The sequence below is a fragment of the Paenibacillus sp. J31P13 genome (assembly GCF_056269295.1).
Genome location: NZ_JBWDNR010000009.1, coordinates 87,361 through 105,111, shown reverse-complemented (window position 1 = coordinate 105,111; position 17,751 = coordinate 87,361). Strand labels below are relative to the sequence as shown.

The 17,751-nt window shown below is 40.9% G+C and carries 14 protein-coding genes; 3 read left to right on the top strand and 11 right to left on the bottom strand.

The window, feature by feature from the left end; translation table 11 throughout:
- Nucleotides 1-698: 698 nt before the first annotated feature.
- The 11 genes from AC0YOD_RS23930 to isdC form a co-directional block, all read right to left on the bottom strand.
- Nucleotides 699-2,513, bottom strand: coding sequence for a hypothetical protein (locus AC0YOD_RS23930; protein WP_475801850.1), 1,815 nt, complete (start codon nt 2,511-2,513; stop codon nt 699-701).
- Between the two features lie 747 nt (nt 2,514-3,260).
- On the bottom strand, nt 3,261-3,704 hold the full coding sequence (locus tag AC0YOD_RS23925) for a hypothetical protein (protein WP_475801849.1): 444 nt from the start codon (nt 3,702-3,704) through the stop codon (nt 3,261-3,263).
- Between the two features lie 107 nt (nt 3,705-3,811).
- Nucleotides 3,812-4,453, bottom strand: a complete 642-nt coding sequence (locus AC0YOD_RS23920; RefSeq protein WP_475801848.1) for a hypothetical protein — start codon at nt 4,451-4,453, stop codon at nt 3,812-3,814.
- 572 nt (nt 4,454-5,025) lie between these two features.
- Nucleotides 5,026-5,937: a tyrosine-type recombinase/integrase gene (locus AC0YOD_RS23915; protein ID WP_475801847.1), complete on the bottom strand. Its 912-nt coding sequence runs from the start codon at nt 5,935-5,937 to the stop codon at nt 5,026-5,028.
- Nucleotides 5,938-6,101: 164 nt separating this feature from the next.
- Nucleotides 6,102-7,736, bottom strand: coding sequence for a chaperonin GroEL (gene groL / locus AC0YOD_RS23910; RefSeq protein ID WP_475801846.1), 1,635 nt, complete (start codon nt 7,734-7,736; stop codon nt 6,102-6,104).
- 80 nt (nt 7,737-7,816) lie between these two features.
- The gene (gene groES, locus AC0YOD_RS23905) at nt 7,817-8,098 is read right to left on the bottom strand and encodes a co-chaperone GroES (protein ID WP_102714681.1); all 282 of its coding nucleotides are present in this window, start codon (nt 8,096-8,098) and stop codon (nt 7,817-7,819) included.
- Nucleotides 8,099-8,232: 134 nt separating this feature from the next.
- Nucleotides 8,233-9,012 (bottom strand): ABC transporter ATP-binding protein, encoded by a 780-nt coding sequence (locus AC0YOD_RS23900; protein WP_475801845.1) that lies wholly within the window; start codon nt 9,010-9,012, stop codon nt 8,233-8,235.
- Entirely contained in the window at nt 9,002-9,985 is a 984-nt protein-coding gene (locus AC0YOD_RS23895; protein WP_475801844.1) for a FecCD family ABC transporter permease, read from the bottom strand. Before AC0YOD_RS23895 ends, AC0YOD_RS23900 begins: the two co-directional genes overlap by 11 nt.
- A gap of 63 nt (nt 9,986-10,048) precedes the next feature.
- Entirely contained in the window at nt 10,049-10,975 is a 927-nt protein-coding gene (gene isdE, locus AC0YOD_RS23890; protein WP_475801843.1) for a heme ABC transporter substrate-binding protein IsdE, read from the bottom strand.
- Nucleotides 10,976-11,090: 115 nt separating this feature from the next.
- Nucleotides 11,091-13,025, bottom strand: a complete 1,935-nt coding sequence (locus AC0YOD_RS23885; protein WP_475801842.1) for an NEAT domain-containing protein — start codon at nt 13,023-13,025, stop codon at nt 11,091-11,093.
- 30 nt (nt 13,026-13,055) lie between these two features.
- Nucleotides 13,056-14,102 carry a heme uptake protein IsdC gene (isdC, locus tag AC0YOD_RS23880; RefSeq protein WP_475801841.1) on the bottom strand — a complete coding sequence of 349 codons (1,047 nt, stop codon included), beginning with the start codon at nt 14,100-14,102 and terminating at the stop codon, nt 13,056-13,058.
- Between the two features lie 513 nt (nt 14,103-14,615).
- Between isdC and AC0YOD_RS23875 the strand changes: the two genes are divergently transcribed.
- The 3 genes from AC0YOD_RS23875 to isdG are packed head-to-tail and all read left to right on the top strand — an operon-like array spanning nt 14,616 to nt 17,723.
- On the top strand, nt 14,616-15,563 hold the full coding sequence (locus AC0YOD_RS23875; protein ID WP_475801840.1) for an ABC transporter substrate-binding protein: 948 nt from the start codon (nt 14,616-14,618) through the stop codon (nt 15,561-15,563).
- A gap of 10 nt (nt 15,564-15,573) precedes the next feature.
- Nucleotides 15,574-16,572 (top strand): FecCD family ABC transporter permease, encoded by a 999-nt coding sequence (locus tag AC0YOD_RS23870; RefSeq protein WP_475801839.1) that lies wholly within the window; start codon nt 15,574-15,576, stop codon nt 16,570-16,572.
- Complete coding sequence (isdG, locus tag AC0YOD_RS23865; RefSeq protein WP_475801838.1) at nt 16,569-17,723, top strand: heme oxygenase; 1,155 nt, start codon at nt 16,569-16,571, stop codon at nt 17,721-17,723. The genes AC0YOD_RS23870 and isdG overlap by 4 nt, the downstream gene beginning before the upstream one ends.
- Nucleotides 17,724-17,751 lie beyond the last annotated feature (28 nt).

Below are 17,751 nucleotides of genomic sequence, written 5' to 3'. Positions count from 1 at the left end.
TCACTTCATGGGCAAGAAGCAAGTTTCAATCAAACCCACGAAATCAAAAAGACTTCCCACTATTTCACTATACCATCGCATACATAATAATAACCGCTGAGCAGATGACATTTAACCATATCTCTATTTTTGAGCCATCAAACCTCTGCCACAATTCTTAAGAATCCTCTCTGGATGGCTACCCTATTCTTATCAATCCAGAATCCAATATGTCACTTGTATCTATAAGAGCGAAGCGAAGTCAAATTTGCCGTGAGGGGGTATGGGGGTGGTGCGGCAGGTATTTTTGTTCATTTGGTACTGTGAGCGTAGCGATTCAGAATCAAATGAACAAAATAGTTGGTTCTAGCACCCCCATTATTGTGAAGCGAAGCGGAACAATATAATAATATATAATATTCCCTTTACGTACTTCCCCTGCGCTTCGCTACGGTGTTGCTCCCGCAGACTTTGCTTCGCAAAGCCCTTGTGGCAACGAAAAAGCTTCGCTGTTTCCGTTGCATATTCGTTCACTTACACTCACTTTGAATCTTTCTGTTTTTAGGCTCAAACTACGGTATAACTTTTTCAAATACCGTTTCATAAATCCCTTTATATTACTAGTATTTTTGACCAAGTCATCATCGTATCTATATAATAAATAGAAATGATTACTTGATTGATTGTTTATTTTCCTAGATTAAAATATAAACTTTCCGTTATTCATCAGGCAGGTCGATGGGATCAGTCAGCTTCTCAATGTACTTATTATGGACATTTATGATGCCTAGACCAGTATCCGTAGGAAGTAAGGCTTTAACTCTTGCGTCAGTCAAGATTCTGTTGAAGTTCGTTGTTATGCCTATAGCTTGAAATACACCCTTCTTTTGATACTCTCCCTTTGACAATCTAAATACGTAATCTACAAATCTGTCAATGTTATCGCCTCTCTTTTCTCCCTTATTCTCCTGCTGAAAGTCCATCTCGATGGTTTTAGCATTGTCAGTACCCTTGATTTGGCTTAACACCATTGACACAATCTGTTCGTCGCCATTGACGATATAGAACTCGCCCTGTGGCATTTCATTTCGTTGGATACGTTTGATACTCTGATAAATTTCAGAAGCTATATAACCTATCTGAACAGCTTTAAATTCATCGTTTTTGAATCTGCCACGTACAATATCAGTTGACCTCTTCCCCAAATCATCTTGCTTGTACATCATGTATTGGACTAAATACTGCTCATATGGAATGTTCGGTGTTCCGATAATCCAACATTGGGTGAACTTGGAGTATTCATTTTTGCCAATCAAATTACCAAACCAATTGATAGCAAAATCTTCGCCATAGTATTCGTTACCAACGCCTATTTTCAATATTTCAGCTTTGTATAGCTGTTCCAATATGGCTTTGTAATTGTCCTTGTGGCAAATGATTAGCGTCTTGTCATCAGACTTGTGGTTAGCTTTAATCTTCTCGCATATTTCAGGATAGAATTTGCTTTGATTATGTCGTAAGTGGCTTTTACTTGAATTGAAGTTGATAATTGTGAAATTTGAGTTGCTGTGGTCAACAATTCTCTCCTGACCGATGAGTTTAAAGTTGCCAAGATTATAAATCCCATCGATTCCTGCACTTGCATCAAGGATGATGTTATTTTTTAGTCCCCACAACTTGTGTTTGCGATTGTATGTGGAGATGTTCCCACCATTGTAAACACATTTGGTATTGTACCATTGCTCAAGCCCTGCCATAAAATGCTTTAACGTGTTTCTGGTCTTCTTGTCTTTCTCATTTTCAATGTTTACTTCCATGACTTTCTGGAAATTATCAAGTGTTGCAGGGTGAATCTTTGGTTCACAACGCACTACTTTGTTCTTGTTCTTCTCGACTTCCTGTTTTTGAAGTTCTTTGAGAAGTTTTTGGCAGACTTTATCGTATTCTGGCTGAATACTTGTATGAAGTAGAGAACGAATTTCATCATATGTAGTTTTGGAAAATGTATAGATAGGGAAATTAATTTTTTCGTCATTGATAAGCACTTCTCTATTTTCCATAAATGCTTGTCTAACTTCATCATCAAGGCATAAGTTGATATACCGCTGATGGCTGATAATGAGGACACGAATATCTTTTAGCTTATCCAGATTGAATTGCCAATCAGACCAATTATCATACGTTATCCCTAACACATTATTACGGAGTGCGTTATTGTGACTTTCTAAGTGCTTTACGCTTTGCTCAATGTCTGATTTAAAGCGTCGTACAATTAAGAAGGATAATGGGTTATCCCAATCGTCAAGGTTTGAATCAATAATTTTTAGTGTTTGCAAACTCTTACCCAAGCCTGCTTCCAAGCTGAATACATTAAAAGACGTTTCACCTGTTTTTAATGCTGTGATGGATTCCTTTAATTCCTCAATTTTGCTTAGATATTGGTTGCCATAGACCTTTGCATAAATATCTCCGTTAAAATCGTCCTCTTGCGTTCCCAGTTCGTCATCTTCAAAAAAAATATTATCCAAATTCAAATTAAACCCACTCCTGTATGCCTTATTATCCGTTTACATATCAAATAATTATAATTAATTAAATATACCTATGTTACATTGCTTTCTAAAAAGAGGAATGGGCTACCATGCCCAATATAAAAGCCTCAGAGGACTCACAAGACTCATTATAGACTAAAATATCATTTACAATATTTAGGTGAATTTGCTATTAACCTTTGCTACACAAGGAGTTTCAGCGTTTAAATACATTTGTAAGTGTATCCCCATTTCGGGGTAAATATCACGTTTCGGAGAGGTATCCTTTCCTCATTTCAGACAGAATAATCGCCAATACTTATGTAGTGTCAGTAACATCATAGCCATCTGACGACAGTTGGATATTACCCAACCTCTTGCTCTCAATGCCGTTCAAAAGCCACTACAACGTCCCTAATTAGCAATGGAAGTAAAATGTGAATTTTAACGACATATTGTGATTTATACTACTACAACTTTAGATAGCACTTTTGAATCTCCAAGGGTAAACGTCAACTAGCCATACCTTGTCAATCAGGTTGAGGATTACTTGACGCTTACGGTTCTACAATCAGATAGGCTCCTTTAGTTTCGATCCAACTAATGTATAGGCTTATTTGTCACCGAGACTTCATACATGGCGCTATGCGCTCATCTGTTTCCTCGGGTGACTAATTCCCCTTTTCAAAAGTACAACCCTTAAGACTCAATACAGCGCAGTATGGCATGCTCATCAATCCACTGACTACACTATTCAGGCTTAAATAGCTCAAAGGGTATGTCTCTGATAATAAACGGCTTGATAATTTCCTTTCCACCTATATAAGTATATGGAATTGGTTCTATGCCATAGATTCCCGCTTCGCAAAGATCAATATTGCACTCGTCCTCTTTGATATGATGAATTACTGAATCAGCATTAAACAAGATCGTAATGTCAGATTCATATTGGGAGATTGTTGCATTATGGAGCGGAAAATCTAAGTCACCAACTTTTGGTATATTAAACTGCTCTTTCTGCTTGTTCAGATAGTTATCACGTTCGTTGAAAAGCTTAATTCCAACCAGATTGTCACTCTCATCGTAAAGGAGATTACAGACCACATCAGATATTGATTTGCCTTCTTTTTTATGGTTCTCTGGAGATTTCAGATAGATATACATCATTGTATTTGCTTCAATAGTTATTTGCATTAGTATGCCTCCTAAAGTTCAAATGGATATAATAAATAAATTCATTTATAAGAACTATCTGTTTCTCTAGCATATATTTATATAGACTAAATATTTTCTATTCTTCCCTATTCAACCCATGAGTTTTGTTCATCATTATAGTCACTGAACAACCTTTCCACTTCTTTTTTTTCGTAGTAATAACTTTCTTTAAGAAGTCTTCCTATCCTTTGATCTGATTCACTTCTGTTATCCCTATGACTATAGAAACAGTACGATTTCCATATTTTATTTAAGTCTTCTTGAGCCTTTCGATATTTTAACGATGCCTCAAAAGCTTCTGAGAACCTATAAGGGAGTTTTTCTGCCCCTACTATTTCTTTTCCCAATAACGTATCTCCAGTCGTAAAATCCGTTATGAGAAGTATATACTTCGGTTTGAGTTTCTTAAAATTTTTTATTATTGCGATATATTGAGTTTGGAATCGTGATTCATCTCTGACAATCTCGATAAACTCATCTACTACTAACCTATCTCCTGTGAAATAAAACTTCTTAGCATTATTAACCCACTTTTTCATTGCTTTAAGATCACCATCATGATAAATTTTAACAGCAACTACTGAACCATCTTCAATGAGTTCTGTTTTATTTGGGTATCTTTTAAAAACAAAAGAGTAGTTATGAAAATACTCAGGGCACGAAGCGAAAATTTCCATCTTAATGATAAAGTATTTCGCATCCATAGGGTCACTTGAAAAAAAGCCCATAAACATCACTCCTAAATTGGATTAAAATAATCTCAAAAAAGGTATTGCAATTACTTATCAGCTCTGGTATTCTAAATATGTACCAATATGTGAATATATAATAATCAAAATCGTTTAATGAGGATATTATACTCTATTTCCATAGATTTGTAAAATAAGAAAAAGAGAGCATATTCTGCTCTCTTTTTCTTATTTTTCATACCTCAAAGGGCATAGCAGTATTGGGTTGCTATATAATATTCCACAAAAGCTGAATCCCCCGTTCATTTATCAGAACAAATATACTCTCGGCAGATGTTTCTCCTTTATAGTAACCTAACTACCATCCAATTAGATTTTCAATCCACCTTAATTTCTGATTCTGCATCGCTAACGCATCGTTAAATATCCTGACCCTATTGGGACTTAGACTGTTTAATGTGTACATGCTTAAAAGAGTGCTACCACTTCGGAAATATCAGAAGTCGAACTATCACTATCTTGTTTAAAAAATAAGACGTATTAGATAATAGATTAGTCGATAATAAGAAAGAAGCGTCTTTAAATCAATCACCTCTTCTTTCTTATCATCATTAAATATCTAAATTGTTTAACGGATTGTACTTATCATTTTGCTCCCTTAGCTCGTTCCCCCACATAGCAACATATCTCATCGTAACTGCAATGTTTTGATGCCTCATTAGCTTTTGAATTGCAAAGGCACTCATGCCAGACATAGCAAGTCGATGACAAAATGTATGTCGAAAAGTGTGTGGTGATACTCTTATATTAGTAAAATTCATCTTCTCTCCTAAATACTGAAATACCTGCATCAGTGAGAACTCAGTTATCTGATTATAATCCCTCTTCGTAAAGACATATTCATTAATCTTCCCCCAATGTTGTTTGCAAAAGGTTTGATATGCACGAAGCTCTTTCGTTAGTTTTTCTGTCATTGGTAACGTCTCTTTGCGTCTCGTCTTGCCAAAGACAGATATTGATTGATTATCGAAATCAATGTCAGACCATTTTAAATTTATAATTTCCCCTCGTCTAATACCAGTCCCTAGAATCACAACAATAAGCATGTAGTCACGATAGGCACAATAACTCTTCTCTCTGCGTTTAATCCTCCGATAGAAACTCAACATTTGAATAATTTGCTCATCACTGAAAACTTCAATCTTCACATCCTCTTTCAATAATTTAACTTTCTTAGCAGGACTATTCTTGATTACCTCGCACTCCACCATATAGTTGAAGAAGGCTCTCATCCTCATTAACTTTGTGTTTACTGTCCCAGCTTTATTCCCTTTGTCCTGACAATGGATCAAATAGCTCTTCACATGACTTTGCGTAATGTCCTCTACATTGACTACTTCATGTTCCACACAGTAATTAATAAACTCACCAAGCAACGTTTGATAATTTCTGATGTTCACTTTTGTCGTATTCTTAAACCTACGGTCATCTAGAAAATCTTGAAATGCAAACTTTAACAACACAAAAAACCACTCCCTAATAGAATTATTAGGAAGTGGTCATTGCTTTATTTATTATTTTTAACAGTGACTACTTCACAAACTGAGATCAATATTACCTCAATTTAAGGAGCTACATGGTCTGATGGTTTAGAGCAGAAAGGCTGAAAAGCCTTATCCAGTCTACCCTACATCATGCCGCCCATTCCGCCCATGCCGCCCATATCTGGCATGCCAGCGCCTGCGCCCTTCGGCTCAGGCTTGTCAGCGATTACTGCTTCAGTAGTCAAGAACATAGCTGCAACGGATGCTGCGTTTTGTAGAGCTGAACGAGTTACTTTAGCAGGGTCAACGATACCCGCTTCGAACATGTTCACCCATGTGCCAGTAGCAGCGTTGTAGCCGATACCGATTTTTTCGTTTTTCAGACGCTCAACGATAACCGAACCTTCTTGACCAGCGTTCGCAGCGATTGTGCGAAGCGGCTCTTCAAGGGAACGAAGAACGATGTTAATGCCTGTTTGCTCGTCGCCGTCTGCTTTAACAGCTGCAACTGCATTGTATACGTTAATTAGAGCTGTACCACCACCGGATACGATACCTTCTTCAACCGCTGCACGAGTGGAGTTGAGGGCATCTTCGATGCGTAGTTTGCGCTCTTTCAATTCTGTTTCAGTAGCTGCGCCGACTTTAATGACAGCAACGCCGCCTGACAATTTAGCAAGACGCTCTTGAAGCTTCTCACGGTCAAAGTCGGAAGTTGTTTCTTCCAGTTGAGCACGGATTTGATTCACGCGAGCAACGATGTCAGCGGAGTTGCCGCTGCCGTCAACGATGATTGTTGTTTCTTTTGTGATACGAACTTGACGAGCAGAACCAAGGGAATCAACATCAGTTGATTTAAGCTCAAGGCCTAGCTCCTCTGTAATAACTTGGCCGCCCGTTAGAGCAGCGATATCTTGAAGCATTGCTTTACGACGGTCGCCGAAGCCTGGAGCTTTAACCGCTACGCAAGTGAATGTTCCACGAAGTTTGTTCACTACTAGTGTAGCTTGAGCTTCGCCTTCAACATCCTCAGCAATGATTAGAAGCTGTTTGCCGGATTGTACGACTTTCTCAAGAACCGGAAGGATCTCTTGAATGCTCGTAATTTTTTTGTCCGTGATAAGGATGTAAGGGTTGTCGAGAACCGCTTCCATTTTGTCCGTATCCGTGATCATGTAAGGAGAAACGTATCCACGGTCGAATTGCATACCTTCAACCACTTCAAGCTCAGTTACAAAGCCTTTCGACTCTTCAACTGTGATAACGCCGTCGTTTCCTACTTTTTCCATAGCTTCAGCAATCAGTTGGCCAACTTCATCATCAGCAGATGAGATCGAAGCAACTTGTGCGATCGATTGTTTGCCTTCGATTGGTTTCGAAATAGCTTTAAGCTCTTCAACAGCAGCTTTAACAGCTTTCTCGATACCTTTGCGGATAACCATAGGGTTAGCGCCTGCTGTTACGTTTTTCAAGCCTTCGCGAATCATCGCTTGAGCAAGAACAGTAGCGGTAGTTGTACCGTCACCAGCAACGTCATTTGTTTTTGTTGCTACTTCTTTAACAAGCTGAGCGCCCATGTTTTCAAAAGCGTCCTCAAGCTCGATTTCTTTTGCAATGGATACACCGTCATTTGTGATAAGCGGGCTTCCAAATTTTTTCTCCAATACTACGTTACGGCCTTTTGGACCAAGTGTTACTTTAACTGCATTTGCAAGAGCATCAACACCGCGCAGCATTGCGCGACGAGCGTCTTCACTAAATTTAATTTCTTTAGCCATTATTCAGTAACCTCCCAAAAATAATGTAAGTACATTTGCCATGCACTGTCTTGCCTTCTATGTGTCCCTAAAAGGGCTGCTTATCCAAAAATCGCGTGAATGTCGCTTTCTTTCATAATCAAATACTCTTTACCTTCGTATTTAATTTCAGTACCTGCATATTTGGAGAAAAGAACGCGGTCGCCTTCTTTAACTTCCAAAGCAACACGAACGCCATCTTTCAGCGTACCGCTGCCAACTGCTACCACTTTACCTTCTTGCGGCTTTTCTTTCGCTGAATCCGGCAATACGATACCGCTAGCGGTTGTTTCTTCTTTCGCGATTGCTTCGATCAATACGCGTTCACCCAAAGGTTTGATCATTGAAAATAGCCTCCTTCAAAAATTGTCGCTTATTTTTTCCATTAGCACTCGTAACCTTTAAGTGCTAACAACTATTTTTATCATACTCATTTTCGTTGTGGATTTCAAGTGCTTGGCATGAATTTGCCGTTTTTTTACACGATACCTAGCGGGACGACGATCATCCCCGTCTGCTCATCTCTCCTGATCGCTACATTCACACCGTAAATCTCTTTCATAGCTTCCTCCGTAATGACTTCTCCCGGTGTACCGCTCATCACAATCTCTCCGTCTTTCATAACCATAATCGTGTCGCTATAGCGAACCGCTTGATTAACATCATGCAGCACCATAATAATAGTCAAGCCAAACTCTTCATTTAAGTTTCTTATTAAATCAAGTACTTCTATTTGATAGTACATATCCAAGTAAGTCGTCGGCTCATCCAAAAATAGGAATGGTGTTTTCTGCGCGAGCGCCATAGCAATCCACGCCCGTTGACGCTGACCACCTGATAACTGGTCAAGCCGTGACTTGCGCTTCTCGATTAGCTTCGTACTCATTAATGCCCACTCTATGGCTGAATCATCCTCTGAAGCCCTTTGTCCCTGTGACCACATACTGCGATGAGGAATCCGTCCGTAGCTCGTCAGCTTCTCCACCGTCATATCAATCGGGGCATCATTTTGCTGGTGTACGACCGCTAGCTTACGAGCCAGCTCCTTCGGTTTAAAATCTACAATACTTTTCCCCTCTAAAATGACCTCACCGTTCTTCGGGGTAAAATTACGCGCCATCACACCAAGAAGCGTTGATTTCCCGCTGCCATTCGGTCCGATAATCGTTGTTACCTTCCCCTTAGCAATGTCTGCCGTAACATGCTTTAGCGTATCGACCTTTTTATCATATGAGTAGGTAATCTCTTTAAGCTCCATGGATACGATCACTCTTTCTGAGCATGAATACTAAAAATGGCCCGCCGATTATCGTCATTATAATAGAAGCAGGAATTTCAGTTGGAGCAAGAATGGTTCTCCCAAGCGTATCGGCAGTCAGTATGAGTAAGGCTCCGGCTAATGCAGAGAATGGTATAAGCAGCTTATGATCCGACCCTATTAATAATCTAGCTATATGGGGAACAAGCAGTCCTACGAAAGCAATTAATCCGCCAACAGCTGTCGCTACAGAAGCTAGCAGCACAGCTATAATAGAAATAACAAGCCTTGCACGCATCACTCTGAGTCCTAAATTCCCTGCTGTTTTGTCCTGCAACGCCAGCATATTGCACCATGAACATACGAAAAAGGATAATACCAGTCCAATTGAACCATACAGACCTAATATTTCAACGTCACTCCATGTCTTTAATGTAAAAATAGAGCTGATCGCTTGATTCACAGAGGTTACCGCATAGCTTCCCCGGTAATTAAAGGATTGTCCAAGACCGGTAAAGGTCGCGTTAATCGCTACTCCTACCAATATAATGCGCATAGGACTAAGGCCCGTCTTCCACGATAAGGAGTAAACCAAGAAGCATGCAAAAGCTCCGCCCAAAAACGAAAAGAGCGGCATCCAAAAAAACAGCGATGGAAAGATCGTTACAACTAACAGAGCGATGAATCCCGCTCCAGATGAAATACCGATAACCCCTGCATCAGCAAGAGGATTTCGCATAACCGCTTGTAGCAGTACACCGGATACAGCAAGAGCAGCTCCTGTTAATAAAGCGACTATAATACGAGGCAGCCTTAAATCTTTTACTACTTCAACCTCATCATTCGTACCGCTAATCAAGCCTTGCACCAATTCCAACAGACCAACCTTTATACTTCCCGTTGTGACAGAAATTATAATAACGGCAAGAAGTAAAACTATGACACCAATAAAACTAACTATTTTTTTGTTCATCATCAACGCCCTCAACGTTTTATCAAGCAAACATCAATCTAAACCAAATCTTCAAGGCTTCAATTATTCCGGATAAAGCATCTCCACCAAAACATCCAACGCCTCGCTTGCATTTAAGCCACCTGTCGTTCCAAACAGCTCTTCTTCCAAGTCATATACGCGATTATTTTTAACAGCATTAAAATGCTTCCAAATATCATTTTTCTTAAATTCTTTATCAAACATCTCAATTACTTCTTTAGGCATCCCGTGCGCCGCACGTAAAATAACATCGGGATTCGCCTGCTGCAAATACTCTGTATTGGACGCCAAAAATTCCACACTCTCACCCTGCACGATGTTGACGCCTCCCGCCAACTTAACGAGATCTCCAATATAGGAGTTCTCCGTTGCTACAAGGTAACTGCCGGGAACACCAAGCAATATAAGAACCTTAGGCTTTTCCTTAACCGCTACTCTCATTTGAATATCTGCTATTTTATCATCGAATGCCTGCACAATTGCCTTAGCTTCACGCTCATGACCATACTTTTGCCCGAGCTCAGAAATCGCTGCTTGCATCCGTGATAGACTGGTCAAATCGAGAAATGTAGCATTGATTTTCACACTTTCGAACACGGGCTCTAAATCATATTGAAGCGTTGTAACAGACAATACATCGGTTGGCTTCAACGATTTCACAAGCTCCATATCTGGGCTCATTGGATTCCCAATCTTCTTAACATCCTTATATCGTTCTGGAAGCGTCTTGGTACTCGTTGGAATGCCGACTAGATCAACACCAAGCGCATTCATAATTTCTGTAATGGCAACTGTAGTAGCAATGATTTTGGGCTGCGGCTCTGCTTCTTTATCAGAATGCTCGGAGCTTACAGTAGATTGGGTACTTTGCACATTTTCACTGCTCGTAGATCCCTTATTATCCGCGGAGCATCCTGTATGCATGAGTATAAATAGAATACCAGCGGCTATCATGATCATTTTTTTCATTTTCTACTCCTACTCTCCCAAGCGTAAGCAGCTTATTCTTTCCCATATTAAAAAAACTACAGAGGATACCCCATTCGCGGTATCCTCTAAATCTTCAGCTTATGTTTACTCTATTTTATTTCGCAGCTGCTTCTTTGGCTGGCTGATTTGCTTCTAGATAATCCAGTGTTCTAAGAATAAAGGTAACAGCTTCCGCTCTTGTTGCATTGGTGTTTGGATCGAAGTGATTGTTGTCTTTGCCGTTAATAAGGCCTGCTTTCACAGCTGCTGCGATAGATGCTTTTGCATAAGAAGGAACTTTGTCCCCATCTGCAAAAGTAAGCTCCTCATTCTCATCCAGCGTCAGTTTCAAAGCGCGAACCATCATAACAGCAATTTCCGCACGACTAACGTTTTGCGCAGGACGGAACGTACCGTTTTCATAGCCGCTAATAATTCCAGCTTCTATGGCTTGCTCGATATACGTTTTAGCCCAAGCCGGAATTTTCGCTTCATCACTGAAATCAATCGATCCAGCAGTCCCCTTAAGCTTCAATGCTCTTGCAATCAATGCCGTGAACTCAGCGCGGCTTATAGTTGCCTCTGGACGGAAGGTGGAATCTCCATAGCCTGTTACAATACCTAGTTTAATTGCACGTTCGATAGAATCTTTAGCCCAGTGTCCCCCGATATCATTCAGGACTACCGCTGTTCCAGGCGCTTCTTCCTCTTCCTCTTCCTCTTCTTCTACATCTGGAACAGTTGGAATGCTGCCAGTCGGTTTCGACGGATCAACATAGTCGGTATGGCTGCCAAATGAAATTTGAACATCATAATCATGGTTATAGCCAACTTCAGGCCAATTGATATGCACCCAAGCGTTTAGCTTCGTGCTAAGATCTGATACCGTAAATTGCACATCTCTTGTATTGACGGATGAATCGGATGCCACAGTAGAAGGTGTTGCGCCCTCAACCTTAAACTCAGTAATTTCTTTGCTTTGTGTCAGACGCAGCGTTACTTTCTTCACGCCATTTACAACATCAAGTGTAGCAGGATGATACACGAAGCCATTCATAACAGAAGCTTCGGATGTACCGGCCTTCAATACAGAGAAGTTAACGCTATACTTTCCATCCGCAATGACTCCAGGTGTTGGTGTTCCTGTTCCAGGTGTTTCAGTTCCAGGCGTTCCCGGCTCTGGCACTGTTATCGTTGTACTTTGAATACTAGCCGTGTTGAATAGAAGGCGAATGTTATGCCACATATCATAGACCTGTGTCACACCATTTTTATCCACATAAGAGGTTACAACATGAACTTTAGAGTTCAGTTTTTCTATTAGCTTATCTACCTCGAATTTAACGATAGTCGACTGATCTGTTGTGCTGTCCTTTGCGGTTGCTGCCTTTACATAGGTTATTCCATCACTTGCTATCTGGAATTCGGTAACCGTATTTCTATCCTTCAAAGTGAGGTAGACTACTCTCTTGCCATCCTTCACCTCTAGCAATGCTGCGCTTTCCAGATAGTTCTTCATGCTCGATTCCTCTTCTTTTGTTGCATGGAGCACAGAAAGATTCATCGTATACGTTCCATCCACCAATACCGGCTCTACCTTCGTCATGCTGCTCGCATCGAATACGAGTTGAATATCAAACCATTTATCGTAAGCGGCACTGCTTACAACAACATGAATCTTTACATCCTTGCCTGCTGTCAAATCAGCTGCATCAAATTTTACTACCTTTGTATTTTCACCAGTTTCCACAACTGGAGCAGAAGCGTAGCCTCCATCACTCTCTACTTGAAAATCAGTAATGGTTGTACTGTCAAGAACGTTAACCTTTACCGAATAGGTTGAATTGGAAACGGTCACAGTAGCTGTTTTGTTCAAATAAGCATCAAATCGAGTACTCTTTACCCCAGCGTAATAAACATCATAATTGATTGTGTATTGCCCGTCGTTCAATGTGCTTCCAGCTGCTCTAGCAGGAGACACCTGCACGAATGCAAATAGCATCAGCAATGTAGTAAGTGCTGCAATCATTTTTATAAATTTATTATTCAAAATAGTTCTTCTCCCTTTTTCCCGTATGGGTTATTTGACGATTTCTTGGTTCGATTTCTTTCTTTTCCATATCCAAATCAAGAATGTGATTGCGAGCAAGAGGAGTGGTATTGAACCTACTAAAACAGCATTTTTGTTGGAGCTCCAATCATCTGCCTCCTCGGCAGCTTCCAGTGCAGCCATTCCTTCAGAAACCGTTGAAGAAGGCTCATCAGCTGTTATTGCACCGGCATCAAGCTCAGGTTCTCCAGCAGGTTTTACAGCCGCGGATTCTTCATTTTGCTTACTCTCATTCTCGGTTCCATCCTCTGCAATTGAAGCTTGGCTTGCTGGTTTATCTGCTGAATCTAATTCACCTGCTGGCTTCTCAATTGCATCCCCATGTGCTGGGGCAACTGTTGCTGCTGGAGCTGTTTTCCCATCTGCTTTGTTTATTACAGTCTCGCTTACTTCCTTACCGGCATTGCTTTGTACAACCGGTTTATCCATCGAGGTATTCACTTTCTCATCCGTTTTATTAACGGCTTCCGAAGATCCCCCCTTCGAATCGGAGTTTCCCGAGGCTTCGACAACCGGTTCTTTTGTATCCTTCTTCACTTCTGGCTCGCTAGCTTTCACAAGGGTTAGGCTTTCCATGTCAAACACGAGCTTGATCGAGTATTTATGGTTATAATCAATCGATTCCACAATGACATGAATTTTTGCTAACAACGGCTTAGACAAATCATCCACACTAAACTGTGCGACCCTTTTATCCTCCTCCGTATTGGCAGAAATTGTTTTTGCCTCCTTGAAATCGCTGCCCGCTGACACCTTAAAGGATGATACCCATTGACTGTGATTAATCGTAGTCTGGACGGTCCAAACACCATTTTTGAGAATGACAGTCGCAGGCTTCTCCCAATAATCATTTGCCATTGAAGCTGAATCATTTTCCGGCTTTAGGACCGTATAGGAAATCGAATATGTACCCTCGGACAAATCAGATTGTGCTCCAGCGATGGACGCATGAAGCAACATGCTTAAGGCGCAAATGAGCGACAAAAGGAAAGTCCGTTTTGCAAAAAGCCTTATCATTTTCACCATCCCCAAATAATTACATAATTTTAAAAATAATAATTAATAATTTAATTATCATGACATTCATGATTTAAAACAATTAATACTCTCAATAACAAGTAATGATTATCATTCTCAATTAGTGATTAAAAAAAATAAACAACTTTAAATGGGATAATCATTCATTAATCGCTATTTGCTCAATAAATACGCCTATTCCGAGTAAACAGCTTCTCTTCTCGAATAGGACATGAGCGATTTCATCCTCCTCATTTTTTTGCTTATATAAGCGCACCTCTTCCAAAAAATGCTTATCATCTTAAACTCGAGTCAATACTACTTCACATTCTCACTCTCAGTCAAGTATTATTTTTTTTGATAAAATCGTTATTTTTATAATTATTAGTAGATTTTTTTCATAAAATAAAAAGTAAATATTTTCTTGATAAATCTGTTGACAGTAGTTCAGATAATCCTTATTCTATAAATGATATTGATTATCACTATCAAACATTGTGCCTGGAGGGTTAAATGAGCAAAAGTTATCTAATCGTTTTTATTATTCTACTGCTTACTTTGACAGGCTGCGGAAATGATTCGAACGCAAATGGATCGCTAAATCATAATGCCAGTCTCATTCAAATAAAGGATTTCGCCAATCGAACACTATCCTTTGACGAGGTTCCAACCCGTATCGTCGCGCTCAGTAACGGTGAAACAGATATTATTTATGCATTAGGCGGCGAGCTGGTCGGCAGACCTACCGCCTCTTCTCCTCTAACTGTTGAAGCAGCTAATAATGTGCAGCAAATTGGTTCCGCCCATGAGGTTGATCTTGAGAAGATCACACTGCTCCGTGCAGATGTTGTACTAGGTAATAATCCCATGAATACGAAAGACATCCCTATATTAAAGAGTGTCGGCTCCCAGATTATATTAACAAGTGCCAATTCCGTTGAAGAAATTAAGGGTCAAATCAGCTTATTCGGCCAACTGCTGCGGAAAGAAGCCAAAGCAGAAGAACTCATTGCAACAATTGATGGCAAGCTGAAAGAATATGAAGCTGTCTCAACTGGCAAGAAACCAAGAGCTCTTATCGTTTATGGCGCTCCCGGGACCTATATGGCTGCGTTGCCGAACTCATTGAGCGGCAATATATTAGAGCTCGCCGGCGGTGAGAATATTGCATCCGATTATCCGAGTCTGCAAAGCTATCCGCAATATGCGCAATTAAACTCGGAACGAATCGTAGAGGCTAATCCACAGCTTATTCTCATCACTACACATGGCAATCCAGAAGAAGTGAAAAAGGGCTTCTTGAAGGAGATGAAAACGAATCCGGCTTGGAGCAGTCTAGAGGCCGTTAAGCAAAATAAAGTTGAGGTGCTGCCGTCCGATTTATTCGGTTCTAATCCAGGAACTCGGGTTATAGAATCACTCGATATCCTGCATGACATGCTGAAGTCGGTACAGCAATGAGAGGATTGAAATGAATATTAGGCGACGAGCAAAAAGAAGAAAGATTGCCATAGCGGCAGCCCCTATCCTACTCCTTTTAAGTGTATGTTATGGTCTTTCCTATGGATCTGTTTCTATATCTTTAAGTGAAATTTGGCTTGTACTCACGAGTGATACAGGGTCGGCTCATGATTCAATAATTATGAATTTAAGATTGCCTCGTGTATTGGTCGGCTTACTAACAGGTGCTTGTCTCGCTGCAGCCGGTGCTATATTGCAGGGTGTGATGCGTAATCCGCTAGCAGATCCAGGCATTATTGGTGTATCAGCAGGAGGCGGACTCGCAGCTGTTATAACGATGGTTTTATTACCGCAATTAAGCTACTTGCTTCCTGCCGCAGCTTTTATCGGCGCTTTTGCTACTTCGATTATTATTTATTTGATTTCATGGGACAAAGGAACCTCTCCTGTGAAAATTGTGCTAGCGGGCGTAGCCATTAACGCCTTGCTCGGAGCCATTATGAACGGGATTATGGTCGTTTACAGCGACCGCGTCCAATCTGTTCTGCCTTGGCTGTCGGGAGGGCTTAATGGTCGAAGCTGGTATCATCTTTCCTTCATGGCTCCTTATGCGCTAATTGGGCTTGCTTTAACGGTTCTTGCCATCAAGCCAGCCAATTTAATGTTGCTTGGAGATGATTCCGCTAAGCTGCTGGGGCAGAAGGTTGAGCTGCAAAGACTTCTCCTCATTCTTCTCTCTTCCTTACTTGCAGGAGCAGCAGTCAGTGCCGCTGGGCTAATTGGTTTTGTGGGACTCGTCGTCCCTCATGCCGTTCGCTTGCTTATTGGTGAAGATTATCGTTTCCTTCTCCCCATTTCCATTGTGGGCGGAGCAGCGCTTGTTGTTTTTACAGATACAATAGCAAGATCCTGGTTTGATCCAGTCGAGCTTCCTGTCGGCATCATCCTCGCGTGCATCGGTGCACCATTCTTTTTAATTTTACTAAGGAAGCGGAGGAATCTGCGATGACTGCTAATCCTACAGCGATTGAATTAGAGGATATCGGGCTTGCGATGGGCATGTTTGAACTGTTTGATATCAACGTAGCCATTCCTCATGGAAAAATGACTGCCATCATTGGCCCGAATGGTTCCGGTAAATCAACGCTTCTCAAAGTCATTACTAAACTGCTGCAAGAGGATAAAGGTAACGTTCAGATTCAAGGAAAGGACGCAGGCTCGTATTCAAGAGGTGACTTCGCACGAACCATTTCCATGCTTCCGCAAGCGAAGGATATGCTGCCAGAGCTTACCGTTCGCGAGCTGGTTGCTTATGGACGATCGCCTCACAAGCGTCTATTCAGCCAACGGCTGACTGATGAGGATCAACGAATCATTAACTGGGCTATGAAGACCATGAGCATACGCAGACATGATGATCGGATGTTCCATACTTTGTCGGGAGGTGAGCAACAAAAAGCGAGAATTGCGATGGCTCTTGCCCAGAACACGGACATTATTTTGCTAGATGAGCCCACAACTTACTTAGACCTATCCCATCAACTCGAAGTAATGGGCATACTGCGAAAAATTAACCAAGAGCACGGCATCACGATTGTCATGGTACTGCATGATCTGCAGCAAGCTGCCGCCTATTGCGATCATCTGATTGCGATGAAGGATGGTGAGATTGTCACAACCGGTCATCCACAAACTGTTATTACTTCTCGCTTTTTGAGGCAAGTGTACGAAATTGAGGCGAAAGTGAGCTTCGATGAAAACTATCCGGTTATTATTCCCATTCCTAAAAATTACGAGGAGGATGCAACGATGATTATTGTAACGAATACATCCCACATTACAAAAGGTGACGGCGATAAGCTGATCGAACGTTTCGACAAGGTTGGCAAGGTAGAGGCTATGGAAGGCTTCCTTGGACTAGAGGTTCTTCTAACGCAAAACACAAAGGAATATGATGAGGTATCCATCGTAACCCGCTGGAATTCGAAGGATGACTTCCAAGCATGGACACGAAGCGAAGCCTTCCGTGAATCCCATTCCCATCGGAAGACACCTGATTACATTATCTCCAATACAATCTCATTCCAAGAAGTGAAAATTAGAAGAAAACCGCTTCCGTCCCTGCAAGATGATACTATTGCAGAAGCACAAGCACAATAAGAGCAGAAAAAAGGCAGACCAGCATTTT